At 57.3% G+C, this 21626-nt stretch carries 18 protein-coding genes; 3 read left to right on the forward strand and 15 right to left on the reverse strand.

The window, feature by feature from the left end:
• Positions 1-8: 8 nt before the first annotated feature.
• The 14 genes from DSCA_RS03010 to DSCA_RS03070 form a co-directional block, all read right to left on the reverse strand.
• The gene (locus DSCA_RS03010; protein ID WP_155315019.1) at positions 9-920 is read right to left on the reverse strand and encodes a universal stress protein; all 912 of its coding nucleotides are present in this window, start codon (positions 918-920) and stop codon (positions 9-11) included.
• A 34-nt stretch (positions 921-954) separates the two neighbouring features.
• Positions 955-1641, reverse strand: a complete 687-nt coding sequence (locus DSCA_RS03015; RefSeq protein ID WP_155315020.1) for a CBS and ACT domain-containing protein — start codon at positions 1639-1641, stop codon at positions 955-957.
• Positions 1642-1711: 70 nt separating this feature from the next.
• Positions 1712-2182, reverse strand: coding sequence for a universal stress protein (locus DSCA_RS03020; protein ID WP_155315021.1), 471 nt, complete (start codon positions 2180-2182; stop codon positions 1712-1714).
• A 310-nt stretch (positions 2183-2492) separates the two neighbouring features.
• On the reverse strand, positions 2493-4634 hold the full coding sequence (locus DSCA_RS03025; protein WP_155315022.1) for an aldehyde ferredoxin oxidoreductase family protein: 2142 nt from the start codon (positions 4632-4634) through the stop codon (positions 2493-2495).
• Positions 4635-4687: 53 nt separating this feature from the next.
• A complete protein-coding gene (locus tag DSCA_RS03030) occupies positions 4688-5839 on the reverse strand; it encodes an NAD(P)/FAD-dependent oxidoreductase (RefSeq protein WP_155315023.1) in 1152 nt (383 codons plus the stop codon).
• Positions 5832-7922 carry an FAD-dependent oxidoreductase gene (locus tag DSCA_RS03035; protein ID WP_155315024.1) on the reverse strand — a complete coding sequence of 697 codons (2091 nt, stop codon included), beginning with the start codon at positions 7920-7922 and terminating at the stop codon, positions 5832-5834. Before DSCA_RS03035 ends, DSCA_RS03030 begins: the two co-directional genes overlap by 8 nt.
• Positions 7923-7951: 29 nt before the next feature.
• Entirely contained in the window at positions 7952-8707 is a 756-nt protein-coding gene (locus DSCA_RS03040) for an ABC transporter ATP-binding protein (RefSeq protein WP_155315025.1), read from the reverse strand.
• Positions 8704-9516 (reverse strand): ABC transporter ATP-binding protein, encoded by an 813-nt coding sequence (locus DSCA_RS32230; protein ID WP_197904724.1) that lies wholly within the window; start codon positions 9514-9516, stop codon positions 8704-8706. Before DSCA_RS32230 ends, DSCA_RS03040 begins: the two co-directional genes overlap by 4 nt.
• 21 nt (positions 9517-9537) lie before the next feature.
• Positions 9538-10569, reverse strand: a complete 1032-nt coding sequence (locus tag DSCA_RS32235; RefSeq protein ID WP_197904725.1) for a branched-chain amino acid ABC transporter permease — start codon at positions 10567-10569, stop codon at positions 9538-9540.
• 21 nt (positions 10570-10590) lie between these two features.
• Positions 10591-11502: a branched-chain amino acid ABC transporter permease gene (locus tag DSCA_RS03050; protein WP_155315026.1), complete on the reverse strand. Its 912-nt coding sequence runs from the start codon at positions 11500-11502 to the stop codon at positions 10591-10593.
• A 203-nt stretch (positions 11503-11705) separates the two neighbouring features.
• Positions 11706-12869 (reverse strand): branched-chain amino acid ABC transporter substrate-binding protein, encoded by a 1164-nt coding sequence (locus DSCA_RS03055; protein WP_197904726.1) that lies wholly within the window; start codon positions 12867-12869, stop codon positions 11706-11708.
• A gap of 514 nt (positions 12870-13383) precedes the next feature.
• Positions 13384-13929, reverse strand: coding sequence for a CBS domain-containing protein (locus DSCA_RS03060; protein WP_155315027.1), 546 nt, complete (start codon positions 13927-13929; stop codon positions 13384-13386).
• 120 nt (positions 13930-14049) lie between these two features.
• Positions 14050-15537 (reverse strand): SLC13 family permease, encoded by a 1488-nt coding sequence (locus DSCA_RS03065; protein ID WP_155315028.1) that lies wholly within the window; start codon positions 15535-15537, stop codon positions 14050-14052.
• A 54-nt stretch (positions 15538-15591) separates the two neighbouring features.
• Positions 15592-16146, reverse strand: coding sequence for a CBS domain-containing protein (locus DSCA_RS03070; protein WP_155315029.1), 555 nt, complete (start codon positions 16144-16146; stop codon positions 15592-15594).
• Between the two features lie 464 nt (positions 16147-16610).
• Between DSCA_RS03070 and DSCA_RS03075 the strand changes: the two genes are divergently transcribed.
• The 3 genes from DSCA_RS03075 (at position 16611) to ltrA (ending at position 20563) form a co-directional block, all read left to right on the forward strand.
• Positions 16611-17189 (forward strand): CBS domain-containing protein, encoded by a 579-nt coding sequence (locus DSCA_RS03075; protein ID WP_155315030.1) that lies wholly within the window; start codon positions 16611-16613, stop codon positions 17187-17189.
• Positions 17186-18607: a transferase gene (locus DSCA_RS03080; RefSeq protein WP_155315031.1), complete on the forward strand. Its 1422-nt coding sequence runs from the start codon at positions 17186-17188 to the stop codon at positions 18605-18607. Before DSCA_RS03075 ends, DSCA_RS03080 begins: the two co-directional genes overlap by 4 nt.
• Before the next feature lie 705 nt (positions 18608-19312).
• The gene (ltrA, locus tag DSCA_RS03085; protein ID WP_197904613.1) at positions 19313-20563 is read left to right on the forward strand and encodes a group II intron reverse transcriptase/maturase; all 1251 of its coding nucleotides are present in this window, start codon (positions 19313-19315) and stop codon (positions 20561-20563) included.
• Between the two features lie 316 nt (positions 20564-20879).
• Here ltrA and nuoB read toward each other — a convergent pair whose 3' ends face one another.
• Positions 20880-21623, reverse strand: a complete 744-nt coding sequence (nuoB, locus tag DSCA_RS03090) for an NADH-quinone oxidoreductase subunit NuoB (RefSeq protein WP_155315032.1) — start codon at positions 21621-21623, stop codon at positions 20880-20882.
• Between the last annotated feature and the right edge of the window lie 3 nt (positions 21624-21626).

Below are 21626 nucleotides of genomic sequence, written 5' to 3' on the forward strand. Positions count from 1 at the left end.
GTGAACGATCAGGTCACAATCCACACCGTATCCATGCGGCCGGCATGAACCACCTTGTTGCTGACCCGGCCCATGAAAAAATCACCGACGCTGGACAATCCCCGCCGGCCCACCACAATCGTGCCCCAGTCACCCTGCTCGCCGGCTTTGACGATGGCACCGGCACGGCTCATCACCCCGGAAATGGTTTTGGTCGAGATGTTTTGGCTATCGAATCCGGCGGCGGTCAGCACCTTGATGGCCTCTGAGAAGACGGCTGCGCTGCCGGGGATGCCGTTTTCTTTGAACAGGTCCAGGTCCGTAGACGCGCTGCCGCGAACCACGTGAACCAGCCGTGCCGTGTAGTCACCGGCGGGTCCCAGGATATCGGCTACGAATCGCACCGCCCGGGCGGCACACGGAGAACCATCCACCGCAATCAGCACCTTTTTGTTGACCGGCTTTCTGCCGGCGATGAGCACCGGAATGAAGGAGAGCTTCTCGAGCAGTTTGTTGGTCACACTGCCCACGATGATGTTTTTCAGGGCGGTGGCGCCACGGCGGCGGATCAGCACGGCATCATAGCCTTTTTGAGCCTCGATGATGATATCCCGGGCCACGCCTTTTTTGCGGTTCTGGATTTTAACCTCCACCGCCGGTTCGGCATGGCCGGCATCCACCAGCATCTGGCTGGCCCTGTCCATATACGCACGTATGTCTTTTTTCTGCTGCGCTTCCCAACTGCGCACGTGGCGGACCACCTTGACGCTTTTGGGTTCCTTTTCGAGGTCGTAATACGCGTCCGGAATACTGTTGAACACGTGAAACAGAACGATTTTCATGCCGCTGAAGGCCGCTTCTTCACCCGCATAGCGAACGGTCTGCAGGGCCCGTTCGGATCCGTCCACAGCCAGTAGAAGCCGTTTTTGCCTGGGTGCCATAGATTTTCCTCCCGTGGTCGATCGCTCGACCGTATCAATAGTTGTCGAAAAGGGTGCGCCGGTTTTCGCGGTGGTCCACCAGGTACCGCAGTTTGGCCTTTTCCCTCAGTATTTTGAGCATTTCATCGATCCGATCCCTGGAAACGTCGTAGAATCGAAGGTAGACATTCCGGTATCCCTTGGGGGCCCGTTCGTAGGTGGAAAGAATGCTGGCCATCCGGCCGCCGAATTGTCGCACCACATTGACGATTTCCATGATCGATCCGGGCGTGTCCTCCAGGACAAAGGCCAGGTGGAACCCTCTTTTTTTCAAGCCGGTAATGTACAAGGTGGCCTTGAACATGTCTGTCTGGGTGACGACCCCGCAGAGGCGATCGTCATCATCTACCACGGGGACCCCGGAAATTTTCCGTTCGAGCATGACGTCCGCCGCCTCTTCCACGGTCCAGTTCTGGTGCACCGTAATGACATTTTTTGTCATTATTTCAGATATTTTTATCTTTGAAAGCAGATATAGCAGTTCGTGTACATCCAGGCTGGTGGCATCCGAAGCGGATGCCCGCTTCAAGTCGCGGTCACTGACAATCCCGCACAGGGTATCCTTGTCGACCACAGGCAGTCGCCTGATGTGGTTTTCCTTCATCAGGCGGCTGGCCCGATGCATGGAATCATTTTTTTCAATGGAAATAACCGGTTTGCTCATCCAGTGTCTGATCAGCATGTCTTTCCTCCTTTTTTCTTCCCCGGAAATACCAGGAGCGCGGAAAAATGAATGCCTTCTTGTTGCCGCCTCAGGGCAGTTCCTTGTATGTTGACGGGATGGTGACCAGCGGTATGGGGATCCGGCGGTACAGTTTGCGTGCCGTTGAACCCACAACCACATCGGCCAGATTGCTTCGACCCTTGGTGCCGACCACCATCAACTGCGGTTTTTCAGTTTCGATGACCGCGAGCAGTTCCCGGTAGGGGATGCCGGTCTGAACCAGATACTTGCAGTTGATCGTCCCGTTGGAAATTCCTTCGAAGAGGTCTTTCATCCGCGTTTTGCGTTCCTGCTCCAGTTCGGTGATGTAATCGGGGAAAGAAAACGATTCGTAACCGGCCATGGCACGCCCAACCATGTCGATGTCCCGCTGGTTGACCACATTGACCATCACCAGTTCCGCGTCCAGCCGCGCGGCCAGCCAGCAACTGTAGCGGATGATCGATGTTGAATAGTCGGATAAATCGACAGCGGCCATGATTTTCATCGTCTGCGTCATGGGGTGCTCCTTTCTATGTCGTTGCCCAGGGCTTGGGTTGATGCATTCCCTCCATAAGAAACCGTTGAGCAATGCCTATGCCATGTTGAAACGAGGGTGGAATTGTTTAAAAAACAATAAAAAAACAAAATGTTAAGGTGTGGTTAAGCGGCGGCTGAACACCCGCTTTTACTGGTGGCTGTCGGATCTTTTACCAAGGTGTAAAAGGGGGTTGGGCTTCCGGCGGGAAGGGAGGTCGGCACGGGGTCATCTTCTGTTTATCCAAGGATGCCCGCACACCAGAATATCTGTTTTCTTGTTTTCGTGTCTATCAGTTACAGACACCGTGGGCCTCGAGCAGTGCCAGCACTCCAGGGAAATCAATGCCTAAACGTTTGACGGTGGCCAGCGTGGGAATGCCGTCGGGCGTCCAGCCTCGGCGCTTGTACACCGCGTCCTTGAGTTTCTCGTACTTCTCTTCCCGGAACTTGCGCAGCAGGGCCACCTTGTCGGCCGTTCGCATGCCGGCGATATCCACCTTGTGGATCTCGACCAACTGGGTATCGTAGCGCTCCCGGCGGGAAAGGTATTCGTCTTCGGTGACCGGCCCCACGGCCCGGTAGGGGATGTCATCGTGTTTGCGCCGGCCGAAACCCATCTTGAGGTTGAAGATCCGCTGAAAGTTGTAGACCGCCTCGCTCATGGTGATCAGGTCCTCGGGGGCTGCCTGGCGGCCGGTGACCGCCGTGAAGTAGTCGGCGTACCAGACCACGTGCTTCATGACCTTGGCCGGCTCCATGGTGTCCTTGTTGTCTTCGGGAACGATGTCGTTCCAGGGCAGTTTGCACAAGCCGCACAGGCCGAACCAGGTGCGGAACATGGGGAACCAGTGCAGCGCTTCGGCTTTTTGTTCGAAGCTGGGCATGAAGTTGTGGACCATGTCCAGAAAGATCAGCCACGCCTCGTCGTGCTGGGGCCCCTTGAGGGTCAGGCCGTAGCCGCCCTGCTGGGCCAGGGATTCCTTGGTCATGTATTCGGAGAATTCCAGCCCTTTGGCTTCCATGCCGATGTCCTGAAGCATGGCGGCATCGGCGCCGAATTGTTCGGCGAAGATGCGCTTCATGCGTCGGATGCCCTGGCCGACGATTCGGCCGAAGCCTTCTCCGCGGGCCATCTGGTGAACCAGTTCCAGGGCGTTGATCCGGTTGCCGAAGCAAAGGTCCAGGCCGCCGGTGTGGTCGGCAGTGATCAGCCCCAGTTCGAAGCACTCCATGACGAAGGCAATGCCGGTGCCCACGCTGATGGTGTCCAGCCCGTAGGCGTCGCAATAGAAATTGATTTCCAGGATGGTGAAGGGGTCGAAAATGCCCAGGTTGGATCCGCAGCCGGCAATGGTTTCGTATTCCGGTCCGTCCACGAAGACCCGGCGGCCCTGGTAGGGGCCGGTGAAGGGAATGAAATTTTTGACCCCGTGTGCGCAGGCCACGGTGCAGCCCATCCAGCAGCCGTCATAGCCCGGATCGAACAGATGCTGATAGACCTCCCGGCCGATGAGGTTGGCCCGCGGATCCTGCCCGTAGCGGTAGTTGCACACCGGCAGGCAGTCGTGGTCGTTCATGATCGGCACCAGGTGGGTGGTGCCGATGCGGGCCATCTCGTTCTGCTTGGGGTCCAGGGCCTTGATCTCCTTGGCATGGGCCCGGGCCACGGTTTTCAGGGCGGCCTTGTCCGCCGGTTTGTTGGAATCCATGGAGACCGGTCCGCAGCGGGCCACGATGGCCTTGAGGCCCTTGTCGGCGAATACCGTACCGATGCCCCCGCGCCCGGCCTGCTTGTAGCGGCTTAACCGGCGGCCGGCATCGTACCAGGAAAAATTCAGGCACCCGAGGAGGGTGTGCCGGGCGCCGGGGCCGCTGCTAACCACGGAGATGCTGCGCGGGTTGCCCTGTCCGAAATGGTCGGTCAGGGCCGCCGTCAGCGCATAACCGTCGGATGGCAGCCCCTCGGCGGCGTAGATTTCGATCCTGCCGTCGATGCCGTCGATGAAAATTACCAGATCGCCGGCCGCCTTGCCCTGGACCGACAGGGCGTCGAAACCGGAGAACTTCAGATAGGGTCCGAAATATCCGCCCACATTGGCGTCCATCACTGAGCCGGTGGTCGGGGAGATGGATGTCACGATGCTTTTGCCGGAACCCGGATAGGCCGGGGTGCCGCCCATGGGGCCGGAGGCGATGCAGACGGCGTTTTCGGGATCGTTCCAGCGGGTTTTTCCGCTGACCGCCTGCCAGAGCAGCCAGAGGTCGAAGCCTTTGCCGCCGATGAACACCTGTTTCATTTTTTCGGTTACCGGTCGGATGCCGATGGTTGGTTTCGAAAGGTCGATATGCAGGGTATGATTGGTGTAGCCTTTTTCTGGGACCGGCGGTTTATAATCGATGCCGGTGAGACGCTGCAAATTGAAGGACGTCATTATTTCCTCCTTTGAAGGGCTCGGTGTGTCGTGAGTCTCGCTCAGACGGCCGGCTACTTCAGGGCTTCGTCGCCACCGAAATCCCGGTAGGGTGAAAATCCCGCCAGAATCACATGGTCATCGTCCGTCGTCTCATGGGAGACCATGCGGGCCACGACTTCGCCGACCCCCGGCCCCAGCATGAAGCCCTGGCCGCACATGCCGGTGGCGTGCAAAAGCCCTTTGACGGCCCGATTCCAGCCAACGATGGGCGATCCGTCCGGCGTCATGGGATAGAGCCCCCGCCAGACCCTTCGCACCCGCAGGTTTTTCAGCCGCGGCAGCAGGTTGACCATCCGGGAACAGACCTGGGGAAGAAATACCGATGTTTCGCGCATGTCCGTGCCCACGATGGGCGGGTCCGGCGTGATGCAGAACACCACCTGGCCGTGCCTGTTCTGGTAAAAGTAGTAGTTCTTCGATCCCGGCGCGGGCCGCAGATCCACCACCATGGTGGTAAAAAACGGCTGCACCGGTTCGGTGATGGCCCCTTCATGGCTGTCGGGATATACGGGAATCTCCACATCGACGCTGGTGCAAAGTTCCCGGGAACGGGGCCCGGCGGCGTCCACCACCACCGGGGCGGTGTACTGGGTGTGTTCCGTGGCCACCCCGATCACCTGACCGCCGGCGGCCATGATGCGCGCTGCCTTTTCCTTGAAAAGGAAGGTCACGCCCAGGGACAGGGCCCGCCGGTAAAAGGCGTTGATGGCCAACAGCGGCGAGGCCGAGCCGTCATCCGGGGAGTCGGTGCCGCCCAGCAGGCAGTCGGGGTTGATGCCGGGCACGACGGCCATGATTTTTTCCGGGCCGTGGAAGTCGACGTTCATGCCGTATTTTTGCTGGATCGGCAAAATTTTTTTCAACGCATCGGCTTCGGTTTCGCGGTAGGCCGGAAAGGTGTATCCCCCCTTGAGCCATTCGATATTGTCCCCGTAGCGCTCCTGCCAGGTGGAGAAAACCTCGAGGGACCGGAGGCTGGTCAGGATTTTGGCCGGGTCGGAGTGGGTTGCCCGGATACCGCCGATGGCGTGCTTGTTCTGGCCCTGGCCCGGCGACGGCCGCCAGTCCAGTACCGCGGTGCGGATGCCTTTTTCTCCCAGGGCCATGGCCACCGGAACACCGATGGAGCCGGCTCCGACAACGATGACGTCGTAATCATTCATGGCTTTCCTCCCCCTCTGTTCCTCCGGCCAGGCAGCCGATGGGCACTTCCACGAACAGCGGCCGATCGACGCGGTCGGTCACTTCCTCCAGATCGATGCCCTCTTCCTGGAAGATTCGCCAGATCATGGGCCGGCAGGTCTTGGAGCCGCAGGCGCCCATCCCGGCGCGGGTAATGGCCTTCAACTGGTTCATGTCGCGCAGGCCGCCGCTGATTTTCTCGCGGATCTCACCGGCCGTCACCCGTTCGCAGCGGCAGATCACGGCTTCATCCGGCAGCGGCTCCTTTTCGTAGATGTCCGAAGGTTCGATCTGTTTTTCCTGCACCCAGATCCCCACCGCCTGCTTGGCCACGGCCTTGTCCATCTCCACCTGGACCAGCAGGGTGCGGGGGTACTTTTTCTTGACCCGCACCTTTTTGACCTGGAAGTAGCCCAGAACGGCCCCGTCTTCGTCGGTTACCGGCACCCGCTGGCCGACTTCGACCTTTTCCCGCCAGACCTCGTAGGGCAGGGTTACCGTTGGATGGTTCGGATCTTTGCGGTAATCGACAAGGGTGATCGCCAGCCCGGGGCAGACCGCCACGCAGCTGCCGCATCCCGTGCAGGCGGAGCGGTCGGTGACATAGGGCAACCCGGTGATCCTGTCGTCCACCGTTCGGACGATGCCGGCCTTGCAAACCGAGGTGCAGGGGTTGCAGGGCACTTCCTGGAAGCAGTGGAATACCGGGAAGATGCCTTCTTCCTCCGTCGGTTTTTCCCGCGCGACGGGCGGGCCCGGCTTGGCCTTCAGGATGGCGGCTTTCTCGTCCCATTCCGTGGGAATTTCCCCCACGTCAAGGCCCAGTGCGCGGGCGATTCTGAGGCCTTCGATCTTGCCGGTGAACATGGCCGCCGATGCTTCGGCGATCTCCTGGGCGTCGCCGGCGGCATACACGTCCATGCCCCACTGTGCGGCCTTGTTGTAGAATTCGTTGACCTCGGCCAGGCCCACGGCGATGAGTACCGTATCCACCTCGAAGGTCTTGTGGGTCCCGGGCGTGATCTTCCAGTCCTTGTCCAACTGGGCGATGGTCACCGATTCGACCCGGTCGCCGCCGTGGGCCGCCACCACCGTGTGGCCGGTGAAGATCGGCACGCCCAGGCGCTTGAGTTTGTCGGCATGGACCTTGTAACCGCCGACCTGGGGCAGGGCCTCCACCAGGCAGGCCACCTCGATGCCGGCCTGGATGGCGTGGTAGCCGGCGATCAGGCCCACGTTGCCCCCGCCAACGATCAACACCTTTTCCGAAGCCTTGACCAGATCCCGGTTGACCAGGGTCTGAAAGGCACCGGCACCATAGACGCCGGGCAGGGTATTGCCCGGAAAAGAGAGCATTTTTTCCCTTGCCCCTGTGGCCACCAGAAGTTTTTCAGGCTTGATCAGGCGATAGGTGCGGCCCTGTACCGCACCGACGATGCCGTCCGCGAAGATGCCCACCACCGTCGTGTCCAGCCAGACTTTTACCGAACGGTGCCGGTCGATCTGTTCGGCCAGGATCCGGCCGATCTGGAATCCGCGCGTGCCGGCATAGGAGTCGGCCACCGATCCGAAAAACTTGTGGGTCTGCAGGACCAGTTTGCCTCCCAGCCGATGTTTGTCGTCAACGATCAAGGTGTCGACCCCATGCCGGCCCAGTTCGTTGGCGGCTGCCAATCCGGCCGGTCCCCCGCCGATGACGAGAACCGCCACCGATTCGACGGCAACGTCCTTGAGCGGCGGCACCCGGTCGTCAGCCGGAAGGGTAGGCAGGCCTTCCACACTCTCCACGGTCATGCCCGGTTTGAGCGGCGTCATGCATGATTTGACCGGTGTGCCGTCGGCAAGGACCAGACACTGGGAGCATTGCCCGTTGGCGCAAAAAATGCCCTGGGGGCTGTTGTCCTTGTGGTGATGGCCGAAAATGTGGACCCCGTTGGCAATCAGGGCCGAGGAGATCATTTCGCCTTCTAAGCCTTTGAGGGGCCGACCGTTCCAGGTAAACGAGATTTCCTGCTTGGTGGGGATTTCCAGAATTGGATGCCGGGTGATGCGATGTGTTTCCATGGCGGTTGTTCCATTTTTTATTGATTGCGTTAACGGTGCGCAGGCGCGTTGGTTTGCTTGAGGGCCGCGCCACCGAGATAGGCGGCCTGCACCTTCTCGTTGCCGCTGAGTTCGGACGCCGGGCCACTGATGGTGATGGTGCCGGTTTCTATGACATAACCGCGATCGGCCACCCGCAGCGCTTTGCGTGCGTTTTGCTCGACTAGGAGGATCGAAACGCCCTGGGCATTGATTTCCTCGATAATATCGAAAATCAGTTTAACGAAAATCGGGGACAGCCCCAGAGAAGGCTCGTCCAGCAAAAGTATGCTCGGCTCGCTCATCAGGGCGCGGCCGATGGCCAGCATTTGCTGTTCACCGCCGGAAAGGGTGCCGGAGAGTTGTCTGCGACGTTTGACCAGAATCGGAAACAACTCGAAAATGCGTTCTTTGGATTTTCGGATTCTCTCCTTCTGACGTCGATGCAGATAGGCCCCCAGGTTCAGATTTTCTTCGACCGTCAGCGTTGCGAATACCCGCCGTCCCTCGGGAGAATGAGAAATGCCGCGCATCATGATCTCATGGGCCGGCATGCCGTTGAGCAGCATGGCGCCATGGTTGATCCGGCCGGATTTGGGTATATTGAGTCCGGAAATAGCCCGCAGAAGTGTGCTTTTACCGGCGCCGTTGGCGCCCAGCACGGTGACGATTTCACCTTCGTTCAAACAGAGAGAAATTCCCTTGATTGCCTCTACGGACCCGTAGGCAATCCGCAGATCTTCAATTTGCAGTAAGGCTGTCGTCATTTCTCATTTCCCGTGTGAGTGACCGTTTCGTCTTCTTCCTTGCCCAGGTAGGCTTCAATGACCAGCGGATCATTGTAGATCGCTTCCGGACGGCCTTCGGCGATCTTTCTGCCTTCGTCCACCACGGTCACCCAATCGGATATGTCCATGACCACTTTCATGTCGTGTTCGATGATCAGCAGGGTCAAATCCTCTGCAATCAGGCTTTTGAGAAAGGCGATCAGGTCATCCGTCTCCTTGTGGTTCAGGCCGCTGCTGGGCTCGTCCAGAACCAGCAGCCTCGGGTTGCTCGCCAAAGCCCGCGCGATTTCCAGCAGGCGCTGGTTACCATAAGCCACATTTTTGGCCAGTTCGTTCTTGAAGGGCGCCATGCCCACCTGGCGAAGGCGGTCTTCACTCACCGCCAGGATGCGTTCTTCCTCCTGCCGCTGGCAACGGGTTTTGAATATGGACGCCCACATACCGGATGAAGCGCGGCAATGCTGCCCGGCCATGATATTTTCCAGACAGGTCATGTCCGGAAACAGCCGGATGTTCTGAAACGTCCTGGCGATTCCCAGGGCCACGATTTCATGAGGCTTCTTTCCGTCGATGATCCGGCCATTAAAATACACGTTCCCGCCGTCCGGACGGTATATACCGGTGACCACATTGAAGACGGTTGTCTTTCCGGCACCGTTCGGGCCGATGAGGCTGCTGATTTCACCCTTATGGACCTTGATGTCCAGTTCTCCGACAGCCGTCAGCCCGCCGAATTTTTTGGTGACCTGCCTGGTTTCCAGTACAATGTCAGCTTTGTCTTTTTTCATCGCTTCCGCTCGATTCAAAGGTTACCCGTGTGAATGCGGGGCTGCCTTTTGCGATAATTTCATACCCTGCACGGCATGACCCCGGCGGGCTTTCTGAATGGCGCCTCGTTTGCGTGGCCAGATGCCCCCCGGTCGAAAGATCATCATCAGGATCATCGCCAGGCCGAATATCAGCATTCGATACATGGCAAAGGGTCGAAAAATTTCCGGGAACAGGCTGATGGCCGCCGCTCCGATCAGGACTCCCGGAATGGACCCCATGCCGCCGATGAGAACAATGCAGAAAAGCAGGCACGATTCCATGAAACTGAAACTTTCCGGTGAAACAATCATGAGTTTGGCCGCATAGATGTTGCCGGCCGCACCGGCCAGTGCCGCTCCGATCACAAACGCCAGCAATTTATAGGCACGGACATTGACGCCGGAGGCCTCGGCGGCGATTTCATCTTCTCTGATATAATTCCAGGCGCGGCCGATCCGCGAGTGCTGAAGCTGGGTCAGCCCGACGATGGTGAGCAAGACAATGATCCAGACCAGAAAGTAAAATTTCAGGGAGGTGTCGATCACCAAGAGGGGGCCGACGGCCGGAAAGTCAATGCCGAAGACGCCATTGGGGCCCCCGGTCAGATCGAATGGGTTGTTGAGCAGCGAAATTCTGATGATTTCTCCCATTCCAATGGTCACGATGCACAGATAATCCCCCTTGAGGTGAATAATCGGCGAGCAGACCAGGTAGGCGAACAAGGCGGCGGCCAGTGCACTGACCGGCAGAAGAATCAGCACGGGAACCCCGTACACGGTGTTCAGGATGGCGGTTGTATAGGCCCCGATGGCGTAAAATCCGGCGTGCCCCAGGTCGAACAGCCCGACTTCACCTAAAACCACGTTCAGGCTCAGTCCCAGCAACGCATAAATTCCGAAGAAAAAGGCGGCGTCGATGTAGTAGTCGCTGACCAAAAAGGGGTACGCCAGGAAGGCGGCGCCAAGAACCATGAAGATCTGTTTCTTTGAATACCAAGACTTTTCTGACCACTCCGGTATGTTTGATTCCATGGGTATGCCTTTGAGATGGGATTATACCTTTTCAGCGATCTTCTCTCCGAAAATACCGGTCGGACGAAAAATGAGTACAAGAATGAGAATGAGAAAGACAAATACGTCTTTCCATGCAGTGGAAATGTAAGCACTGCCCATCATTTCCAGAATGCCGAGAATCAATCCGCCGAACATGGCTCCCGGCAAATTGCCGATGCCGCCGAGGATGGTGGCTGTAAAGGCTTTGAGACCGTAATTCCATCCCATGGTGAAGTTGATCTGGCGATAGAACATCCCGACCATCACACCGGTAACGGCGCCCAGTGCGGGGCCCAGTGTAAAAACAAAGAATATCACCTTGTTGAAATTGATTCCCATGAGCGATGCCGTATCCCGGTCCATTGCCGATGCGCGCACGGCGGCGCCGAAAGTCGTTTTCTGGATGAGGAAATACAGGATTCCCATCAAGATGAAGGCACTGGTGAGAATGACCAGCTGCAGGAGGGTGATGTGGATCCCCAACAGGTGAAGGTGAAGATTGGGGACCAGACGGGCCGGATAGGCCTGGAACCGTGGCCCCCAGATGAGCATAATGGCGTTTTGGATGACGATGGAGGCCCCCAGGGCGGATACCACCGCCGGCAGGCGCCCGGATGCGTAAATGGGACGGTAGGCGACCCGTTCGACCGCCATGCCGACCAGGGCCAGGCTGAGGGCGGCCACCACGGTGGCGACGGCGATACCCCCCCACAGCCCGAACATGGAACTGATCAGGGCGGAAGCCGTCACCAGCATGGTGTACCCCAGGTAGGAGCCCAGTGCAAAAAAATCGCCGTGGGCGAAATTGATCAGCTTGAGGACCCCGTAAACCATGGAATAGCCCAGTGCGATCAACCCGTAAAAGGCGCCGATGGTCAATCCGTTGATCAATTGTTCGACAATCACTTGCATGGGTTCTCTTCTTCCGTTTGGGTTGCGGTCACGGGTCGCGTGTCTTTAATTGGTGATATAATCAAACAGCCACCGTGCCCGTCATTCCGGCGTCGGCCGGAATCCACGTTGTTGGCGGGTGCCCCCGGCTTACTGCCTGCCGGGGCAGGCTTATCGCGTCCGGCATGACGCGGCCTTGCCGGTTGCCCATTTATGAATGGGCATCATTCGTCAATCACGATCCGGCCTTTGGCATCCACCACATAGAGGTAGAAGGGCACGCCTTCACGATCCCCCTGGGCCGTGAAACCGATTTTTCCGGTAACACCCGGTACCGCATCGACCTTGTCGCGCAGGTAGTTTGCCAGTATCTTCGAATCGGTGGATCCCGAATTGTCCACGGCATGGGCGATGATATTCAGGGCATCCGCGGCGTATACCGGCCAGGGGCTGGACGGGATTTCACCGTATTTGTCCCTGTATGCCTTCAAAAATTCCTTGGCCTCGGTGGAGGGCAGATCCTGGGGCAGGGGCTCGTTGGTCATGAAGCAGCCTTTTGCGATATCCAGGCCGGCAATTTTCACGAACTCATCGTTGATGGCCGCATTGCCGCCTACAAAGGGACAGGTGACACCTATTTCACGGGCCTGGGTGACCAGCAGCGCCGCCTCGGCATAGTAGCCGGTAAAATACCACAGGTCCGGATGGACTTCCCGCAACTGGGTCAGGGGGACATGAAAATCCTTTTCGCCGGGGGTGATGGCATCGAAATAGACCACCTCGGCCTTGCCGGTCTCCAGGAGGGGGGCCAGTCCTTTGCGGGCATCTTCGGCCAGGCCCTTCCCGAACGCCGTGTTGTCGTGCATGATGGCGATTTTCCTGGCATTGAACCGCTCCCCGGCCACTTTGGCAAAAAAATTACCCTGGGCATCGTCGCGGCCACAGGTTCTGAAAAAGAAGTTGAACCCCTTCTGGGTCAGCCTCACCGCTGTTACCCCATATCCGATATTGACTTTTTTTCTCTTCTCATAGATGGACATGGCTGCTTCACAGATGGACGAACCGTAGGTCGACACCGATGCGACCACGTCCCGCTGGCCGCAGAGCTTGGTGGCCGCCATGGCACCGCTTTTTGGCTGTCCTTCGTCGTCCATCACGCGGACTTCCACCTTCCGTCCTCCCAGGATGCCGCCTTTTTCATTAATGAGGGCGGCGGCAATTTCACAAGATTGCCTGGCCATCTGACCTTCGTAGGCCCACGGTCCCGTAATCGGCCCCTGGAGGCCGATGACGACCGGTTGGGATGCCGCCAGGGCTCCCGGTGCCATCATCAACAGGAAAAAAGACAGCGCCAATCCCAGGGGTTTCATGCATTCCAAAAATTTCATTTTTCCCTCCTTCTGTTGGGGTGTCAGGGCTGCGTCATTTTTTTGTTCTCAACAATATCTGAGCAATGTCGATCGATGTACGGCAAGCACCTCCGGTACTTTCTTCCCGGTCCGATGCTGCCGGGGGCTTCACCCTTTCACGATTGTCAGTTTTCTCATCCGTGATTGCCGGTGCCCCAATCGGGAAATGGTTTAAACGATCCCGTATCAGGCACGGCAAAACTTATACCATGTCCAAAAAAATGGGTGTATGTTAGGTAATGTATCGATTTGGTGAGGTATTTTCCGGTTTGAAAAGGTCCAGAAACCAGGGGGCGGGGCCACAGGGTGTCAGGCAAGTTTACAGTCTGTAAACACAGAACGTGATGAAGGCAAGGGAGAATTGATGGCTGAGGGAAGGGAAGCCGTTACGGGGGCGGATGCCGGCCGCGAGAAAAAAAGCGTGGATGACGGATCCTCATCCACGCTTTCAAGATGTCGTCCCGCCGGGGTGAACCGCCGATGGCAGGTGGTGTCAGTCGTCGATATTACAGCGCAGCAGAGCTGTTCTGACCACTTCGAAGATATCGCCGAACCGCAGGACGCCGGTAACGGCTTCACCGCGTTTGACAATCAGTGGCTGGTGGACGCCCATGACGTAGAGATTCAGCGCCTTTTCCAGCGTGTCGTCCTCGTGGAGGAATTCCACGCTTTGGGGGGCATGCATGACCTCGGCGACGGTTTTTTTGCTGCCGCGCTGGCAGATGGTCTGCTCCGGTTCCATCCACAGGTTGAACTCCTTGACCGCTTTCATGACGAATGCGTTGGTCAGGGTGCCGGCACCACTGCCGCCAGTCATTTTCTTGTAGTTGGGTTCCAGGGCTCTGAAAATGTCGATCATGGTGACTTTGCCCAAAAATGTACCGTCCTCATCTACGACGATGGCATCCCGATGGGCATGCTGGTCGGCCTGCCGGGACGATTCCAGGGCTTGGAGGACATCGACCAGCGTGTCGGTTTTTTTTACGGCCACATAATTGGAGATGGGAATCATCAAGTCCTTTACAAAAATTTTTTTCATTGGCTTACCTCCCTCTTATCGGTAACGCGCCAGACCGGGCCGCGGGCGTCAATGGAACGCAGCCCTGCCGGCAATGGCGGCAGGGCTGGTCGGATTGATTCTTGGTGACGGTCATTCCTGTCAGCCGCCGGTCGAAATAGGCATGCCCATGATGGGCCAGAGCACTTTGACGGCAAATGCGGTGACCACCATCAGAATAATACTGGCCGGTATTCCCCAAAGGAAAAATTCTCCGGTGGTGAACTGCTTGGAGTCGTAGGCGATGGCATTGGGGGCGGCGCCCACCAGCAGGAGGAAGGGCATGCCGGCCACCACCAGGGAGGCAAACAGAATGACCTCGCCGGATACGCCCAAGTAGGGGGCAATCACCAGGGCCACCGGCAGCGAGATGGCGATGGCTGCCACGTTCATGATGAAGTTGGTCATCATCATGACGAAAAAGGCGATGCTCATCACGAAGACGAATCCGGTGGATTCCTTGAACATGGTCAGCCAGTTCACGGCCATCCATTCGGCCGCGCCGGTCTGCCAGAGACAGAAACCGATGCTCATGGCGCCGGCAAACAACAGGATGATGTTCCAGGGAATCTCTTCCAGGTCATTGATATCCAAAAGACCGGTGGCAAAGAAGAGAACGGTTGATGTGAGCAATACGGCGGTCTTATGGGGCGGTGTGAAATCGGGCATGGTGGATTTCATCACGGCCGATACGCCCAGTACCAGAATGGCGGTCCCCACGATGACCGCGGCAATTACTTCACTTCTGGAGATGCGTCCCATCTCCTCGCTCAGCCGTTTGGCCTTTTCTCTCAGCCCGGGGATGGTCTTTTTTTCCGGTTTCATGACCACCATGAAAAAGCCCCACAGGAGGAAGGTCATCAGCCAGCCGATGGGCGCCATGTAGTAGGACAGTTCGAAGAAGCCCACGGTCTTTCCGGCGACCTCGTTGAAAAAGCCCAGGGCCACGGCGCCGCGGGCCGCGCCCAGCAGGGTGACGATGGAACCGGCGCCGGCAATGTAGGCCATACCGATAAAAAGGCCCTTGCCGAATTTGGTCGGCTTGTCCCCTTCACCGTACATGGCGTAGATGGCTACCAGCAGCGGATAGATGGTGGCCGCCACTGCCGTATGCGCCATGATGTGGGTCAGGGCAGCGGTGAGGACGAAACAGCCCAGATAGATCATGCTGGTTTTTTCACCCACGATGCCCAGCATCTTGTAGGCGATCCGGCGGGTCAGTCCGGTTTTGGTAAACACCAGGCCGACCACGATGGAACCGAAGATAAACAGCACGCTCGGGTCCATGAAATCCTTGAACGCATCCTTGGCCGGGCGGATAAAGAAAAGCACCTGCAGAATGCCGATGGTCAGGCTGGTCACGCCGATGGGCACCACCTCGAAGACCCACCAGGTGGCGGCCAGCAGAAACACCGCCAACGCGCCCTTTCCTTCCGGTGAGAGGGCAAAGGCTTTTCCTTCGGGGTCGAGGGCGGCCGGCCAGGGCGGCGAATAGTAAACAATGACGAACAGAATGATACCGATGGCCATAAACAGATATTTTTTCCAGCCAAGCCCGAGTGCCGGGGTCGCTGCTGCGTCGCTACTCATTTATACTCTCCTCTATTACAGACATAATTCTTGCAGGACTCAAGTCGTTTCCAGTTATAACGCACAGGCAATAATGGCATCGCAGACAACCTCAACCGCATCGGTGAGCCTCAACACACCGACTACGTGGTCATCTTTGGTCACCAGCAGGGACTGATGGTGGCCCAGGACGAGTTGATGAATGGCCTGGCCCAGGGGGGCATCCGGTTCGATCATCTGGCTCTCTTTGGGCGTGGCCATAAAGGTCTTGACTTTAATCTGTGCTGCTTTCTGGCATATCTGATCCATCGGGTCCTGCCACAGCTTCATGGATTCGAAGATGGCTTTCTGGTATTTGCGGGTGAATCCCATGTGCATGGGCCCCGTGTCGGAGAACATGTCATCATATTTGGGTTCGAGCGCTTTCAAAATGGCGTGCATATTGACTTTGCCGACGACATGCTGGTCAGCATCAATGATCAAAATCGCCCGGTGTCGAAATTTTTCCTGGTCAAAGTCCGCATGGGACCTTTTCAAGGCTGCCACAGCATCGCTGAGGGTGGCGTCTTCCGATACCGTCGCGTATTCCGACAACGGCACCATCAGGTCTTTTACCAGTTTTGTTTTCAATATGGTCCTCCTCTCTTCGTTATTATTCGATCGGGAATCGATACCCGTTTTAATCGCCTTGAATGGGGCGGAAGGAAGTAAAATTAGGAACGCCAGCGGTTGTCTACCATAGGGGCGGGGCAAGATCAAGAGATTGGTGCCGCCGGTAATTGGTCTGCCTGCTACGCCAGGGATCTATTGCTGTGAAGGCGGATCGGCGCGCACCATTGCCCTTCCGCAAACCAGAGCAGAAAAAGGTGGTCAACAGGGAACTGGAGCGGACCAACCTGACCGATCAGATGAACAAAAGGTTGCGATTGATTTGATGTTTCATTTATGGTAGTTAGCCGATATTCCAACGAAGATAGGCTTGCCTGCCAGACGATATTTCGTCAGGTGGGCCGAACCTTCCGGCATTTCGGAGGATTGATCGAACCGTCCGTTTTTCGGTTGGTATCACAAAAATAACAACAGGGAGGCGTTCAGTGAAAAACTTCTTCGTCAAGGACTTGATGGTTCCGATTTCGGAATACGCCACCGTTCCGGAAGGGGCCACCCTCTATGAGGCGGTGCTTGCATTGGAAAAAGCGCAGGAAAAGTATCAGCAAAGCCGCTACTCCCATCGTGCCGTTTTGATTCTGGACAGCAAAAAGCGGGTTATCGGAAAACTCAGCCAGATGGACTTTCTCTGTGCCCTCGAACCCAGTGATGCCAATCTGGAACAGATCAGAAAATTCAACCAGTTCGGGTTCACCCGCAAAGCCATCGCCCTTCAGCAGGAAGAATACTTGAAAAACTCTCCTCCGATCCTGGATGTGTATTCCGCGGCGGCGAAGTTGAACGTCACGGAACTCATGCAGCAGCCCACCGAGGGGGAGTACGTGGATGAAAACACATCCGTTGACATGGCGCTGCATCAGCTGACTGCTGGCTCAAACCTGTCGTTGCTGGTGACCCGGGGCGAGGATATCGTGGGTGTATTGCGGCTGGCGGATGTGTTTGCCGCGGTCTTCCATGCCATGAAGGATTCAGAAAATAAACTATCAGACGGGGCAACAGCATGAAAGAACTTGAAAAACTTTTCGATCGGATAATCCAGCGGGTGAACATCAACCTCCGGGAGCTTGAATTTGATGTCAATCCCGTGGTGAGCCAATTGGTTCCAACCGGACAGATGACCAAGTTTTATGCCTTTTACGGGATCACCCCGCACCATCCCCTGAACCTGATCTTCAAACATTCCAACCTCTCCGGCAGTTATTTTCTGGGGCGATGCCGGGTGACCAACTCCCTGCTTTACAAAAGCGACATCCGCGGCGACGAGTTGAAAAAAAAGGGCGACCTGTTTCAATACCAGGAGTTCAATATCCCGGTGGACCAGGATGAAGAGATCCGGATCGATGACAGTTTTCTGATCAAGACCCTGGTCCACAACTTTTCCCATGATCCGGAGACCCTGGAACGATTTTTTATCCGCGATACCGTTTCCACGCACTATGCCAACATCCACGGATCGCCTTCCGACGGCTGTTACCTGGGACCGTTTTCGACGGTGGACCTGACCACCATGAGAGACTGTGTCATCGGTGCTTACGCCTATGTGCAGGCCGGTGAAATCAGCCATCTGAATGTCGATCCGGGTACCGTATGGGTGCGTAAGCCGGGCGATTTCAACTTCATGTACCGCTATCCCCTGAGCCAGCTGAACAATTACATCTACTTTGCGGCCGGCAGTCCGCCCCAGGGCATTTTCATGGATTTTGTCGAAGATCGCAAGGAAGCCTTTCAACGGGTGTTCAATGTCGTCAATATCGAAAGCCCGGTGTCGGTTCCGGCCACGGCATCACTGGACCGCTTCGCCGTGATCAAACCCAAAACGAATATAGGGGATAACGTGCTGGTGGCCCAGCGTGCTTTTCTTCAGAACTCCACCCTCGGTAAAGGGGCCAACGCCCAGGAGAACTGCTACATTATCAATTCCACGCTGGAGGGAGAAAATGTGACGGCCCACGGGGCCAAGATTATCGACGCGGATATGGGCAACCATGTTTTTGTGGGATTCAACAGCTTTTTGCGGGGACGCCCGGATGCAAGGCTGACCATTGGAAAAGAGAGCGTTGTGATGCCCCACACCATCGTCGATATCAGAAAACCGTTGACGGTGCCGCCCGGCAGCCTGGTGTGGGGGTTGGTGAGAAACCAGGACGAACTCGAAGCCAACAGCATGTCACTGAAGGACTTTTCCAAAATAAAAACCCGTTTGAGCAAAGGCAACATGCTCTTCGAGGGCAGCGGGACCAGTTTCGTCACTGCCTTCCAGGAGCGGATTCACCACATTCTGGAAGCCAACGGCGCTTTTTACGATGGCAATCTGAATCGCGGGCACGCCCAGCGAAACCAGAATATTTCCTTCAATACCATCCAGCCCTACCCGGAAGGGGACAAGGAAGGGATGTACCCGACCATCATTATCCAGCCATAAAACAGCAGGGTCCTGTCTTTCAGGACAGGACCCTGCTGTTTTTATCCGTTTTCTTCTTGATGAAATCGTTAAAAGCGTTTCCAGGCCACACCTGGCCATATATCCGAAAGGAACCGAAAAGGCGTTGGAGCGGCTTCCAGCCGCGATGCAAAGGGATGATCGCGGCTGGAAGCCGCTCCAAGTGCGCCCGTGAGCGCACGATGTCAAAGAGGTGCAAGTTCTCTTCAGGCCTATCGCTCTCCGGGCCTGTAACCGAAGGTAACTGCGTCGCCGTGAGGCGGGGTGGGAAGCAACCGGAGGTGAACGACCAGTCCGTAGGATGACGAACTCGATTCGGCCGGGCGTTGCCGGCGAGCCTGCTTGGAGAATGGCGAAGCCTCTACCCGAAGAAAGGGGACCTGCCGAGCTAAGGGGTAGCGTGTTAAAGCTGGGACAGGGGGACGTCAGGTGGTTGGAGATGGAATGGTCGGAAGGCGTCGTGGGTAAAGCGGGGAGACCTGTCTGTGGGGTGATGTGGACAGGAGTCAGAGCCTTCATAGTACTGCAGCGGCGACTGTCGTGAGAAGCGCGGAGAGCAAACCCGTGCCGAGGGAAGGGAGGCAGGAAGGTGGATGTGTGAAATCCAGTAACAGGCAATGCACAAGCTACGTGTCGCCAGTGTCCCGTCGCGGCGGGACTAAACAAGGCACAGAAACCCGAAGTTGGGTGGAAGCCTCGATCTGGACAGAGCGCATGTTGGCGGCGCTGGAAAACGGCGTCAAAGGAGGCACATGGTTCAGCCTGATCGACAAGGTTGCCCGTCAGCGAACCCTTGAAATCGCGTGGCAGAAGGTCGCCGCAAACAAGGGGTCGGCAGGTGTGGACGGCCAGAGTATCGAACGGTTTGGGTACAAGGCGTCGGCTTACCTTGAGGAATTGTCGGAGTCGTTGAAATCGGGAACCTATCGCCCCCAGCCGGTCAAGCGCGTGGAGATTCCCAAGGGACCGGGTAAGACCCGCCCACTGGGAATTCCGGTGGTCAAGGACCGCATCGTGCAGACGGCGTTGAAGTTGGTGATAGAACCGATTTTCGAAAAGGAATTCGAGGAGACGAGCTTTGGCTTCCGACCGGGGCGCGGTTGCAAGAGCGCCCTTCGAGAGGTGGACCGCCTGATTAAGAATGGCTGCACCCATGTCGTGGATGCGGACCTGGCGAGCTACTTCGACACCATTGCCCATGACCGGTTGATGGCGCTGGTGGAAACGCGCATCAGCGACGGGCGGGTTCTCGACCTGATTCACGGGTATCTCAAACAGGATATCATCAGCGAGCTCAAGCGATGGACGCCGATTGGTGGCACGCCGCAAGGTGCGGTTATCAGCCCGCTGTTGGCGAACCTGTACCTGCATCCGCTGGACCGTCTGATGCGGTCCAAAGGGTACCGCATGGTGCGTTATGCCGATGACTTTGTCGTGATGTGCCCGAGCCCGGAGACGGCTCAATCGGCGCTGGCCGTTATAAACGCCTGGGTAGCGGCAAACGGTCTGACCTTGCATCCGGACAAAACCCACGTGGGGGATTGCACGGTACCGGGGCAAGGCTTCGAGTTTCTGGGATATCGGTTCGAGGCTGGAAGACGATGGGTCCGCCGCAAAAGTTTGAACGCCTTGCGGGATCGCATTCGGACCAAGACCCGGCGCACGCGAGGAAACAGCCTCAAACACATTATTGAGGACCTGAACCCGATGCTGCGTGGGTGGTTTGGTTATTTCAAACATGCGAATTCCAATGAGTTCAAATCGGTCGATGGATTTATCCGTCGTCGGCTTCGATCGGTGCTACGGAAACAGCAGAAGCGTCCTGGAATGGGTCAATGCCGTAAAGACCATACCCGCTGGCCGAATGCTTTCTTTGCTGAGCGTGGGCTTTTCACCATGACCGAAGCCCATGCACTGGCAAGCCAATCACGATGTTGAAACCACCGACTGGAGAGCCGTGTGCGGGAGAACCGCACGCACGGTTCGGAGGGCGGGGAGGGCGACGGCCCTTCCCGACCCCTATCGAAAAACGACCCAGTTCTGATAAGTTCCTTAAACGTAACCCTTGCAAAAACTTCCCGCTTTTTCCCTAAATTTCCTTGGTGTCCGTCCAGAAAGGGTAGATTTCGGTTCCCCGATAAACGGGATCTGCGACACGCCAGGGCCGCAGCGAGTTCGACACCGGAGGCGCAGCAGCGCTACGTCTATGATTTCAAAGGACGAGAACGCCGGCTTGGGGCAAAAGAGGCCTTTTCTATTTGAAAAAATTCAACAATGCATGCAAATTGGTCATCGGGTGAGGCGGGCAGCCGGGGATGAACAGATCCACCGGCAGCAGGCTATCCAGTCCTTCGGTGATTTCCTTGCTGCCCCGGAAGGGACCGCCGGAAAGGGTGCAGCTGCCGACGGCGATCACGACCCGGGGTTCGGGGGTGGCCTCATAGGTCTGCAGCAGGGCGGTTTTCATGTTGCGTGATATGGGGCCGGTCACAACAATGCCGTCGGCATGGCGCGGTGAGGCCACGAAGTTGATGCCGAATCGGGCCAGGTCGAAAAACGGGGTGGCCAGCACGTTCAGATCCGCCTCACAGGCATTGCAGCCGGCAGCCGACACCTGGCGAAGCTGGAGGGAGCGGCCAAACAGCTTTTTAAAATGCCCCCGGGAATGGTCGGCAAGTGCAGGGATGCTGCCCGTGGTGACGAGGTGCTCCTTTTCGGCAACGGCGATGGCAAAATCCTGGGTAAAGGTGATGAACCGGCCCTTGGCGACGCGTTCGCAGGTTCCGCAGAATACGCAGCGCCCCATGTCGATGGTCATGGCCGACGGATCGATGGCCGCCTGGGGGCAGGCTGCAGCGCAGGCGGCGGCCACGTCCGGCGGCGCATGGGGATCGATTTCCGGCCGACCCCGGTAGCGGGGCAGCAGCTTGACGGTTTCCTTGGGGTAGCGGGACGTTTTGCATCCCTGTTCGAACCTGTTTTTCAGCACGTTTAACATAAT

The sequence above is a fragment of the Desulfosarcina alkanivorans genome (genome assembly GCF_009688945.1).
GTDB lineage: Bacteria > Desulfobacterota > Desulfobacteria > Desulfobacterales > Desulfosarcinaceae > Desulfosarcina > Desulfosarcina alkanivorans.

Excerpts from the sequence above, each read along its gene's own strand:
- DSCA_RS03010 (WP_155315019.1), bottom strand. The coding sequence starts at position 920 with ATGGCACCCAGGCAAAAACGGCTTCTACTGGCTGTGGACGGATCCGAA.
- DSCA_RS03015 (WP_155315020.1), bottom strand. The coding sequence starts at position 1,641 with ATGCTGATCAGACACTGGATGAGCAAACCGGTTATTTCCATTGAAAAA.
- DSCA_RS03020 (WP_155315021.1), bottom strand. The coding sequence starts at position 2,182 with ATGACGCAGACGATGAAAATCATGGCCGCTGTCGATTTATCCGACTAT.
- DSCA_RS03025 (WP_155315022.1), bottom strand. The coding sequence starts at position 4,634 with ATGACGTCCTTCAATTTGCAGCGTCTCACCGGCATCGATTATAAACCG.
- DSCA_RS03030 (WP_155315023.1), bottom strand. The coding sequence starts at position 5,839 with ATGAATGATTACGACGTCATCGTTGTCGGAGCCGGCTCCATCGGTGTT.
- DSCA_RS03035 (WP_155315024.1), bottom strand. The coding sequence starts at position 7,922 with ATGGAAACACATCGCATCACCCGGCATCCAATTCTGGAAATCCCCACC.
- DSCA_RS03040 (WP_155315025.1), bottom strand. The coding sequence starts at position 8,707 with ATGACGACAGCCTTACTGCAAATTGAAGATCTGCGGATTGCCTACGGG.
- DSCA_RS32230 (WP_197904724.1), bottom strand. The coding sequence starts at position 9,516 with ATGAAAAAAGACAAAGCTGACATTGTACTGGAAACCAGGCAGGTCACC.
- DSCA_RS32235 (WP_197904725.1), bottom strand. The coding sequence starts at position 10,569 with ATGGAATCAAACATACCGGAGTGGTCAGAAAAGTCTTGGTATTCAAAG.
- DSCA_RS03050 (WP_155315026.1), bottom strand. The coding sequence starts at position 11,502 with ATGCAAGTGATTGTCGAACAATTGATCAACGGATTGACCATCGGCGCC.
- DSCA_RS03055 (WP_197904726.1), bottom strand. The coding sequence starts at position 12,869 with ATGAAATTTTTGGAATGCATGAAACCCCTGGGATTGGCGCTGTCTTTT.
- DSCA_RS03060 (WP_155315027.1), bottom strand. The coding sequence starts at position 13,929 with ATGAAAAAAATTTTTGTAAAGGACTTGATGATTCCCATCTCCAATTAT.
- DSCA_RS03065 (WP_155315028.1), bottom strand. The coding sequence starts at position 15,537 with ATGAGTAGCGACGCAGCAGCGACCCCGGCACTCGGGCTTGGCTGGAAA.
- DSCA_RS03080 (WP_155315031.1), top strand. The coding sequence starts at position 17,186 with ATGAAAGAACTTGAAAAACTTTTCGATCGGATAATCCAGCGGGTGAAC.
- nuoB (WP_155315032.1), bottom strand. The coding sequence starts at position 21,623 with ATGTTAAACGTGCTGAAAAACAGGTTCGAACAGGGATGCAAAACGTCC.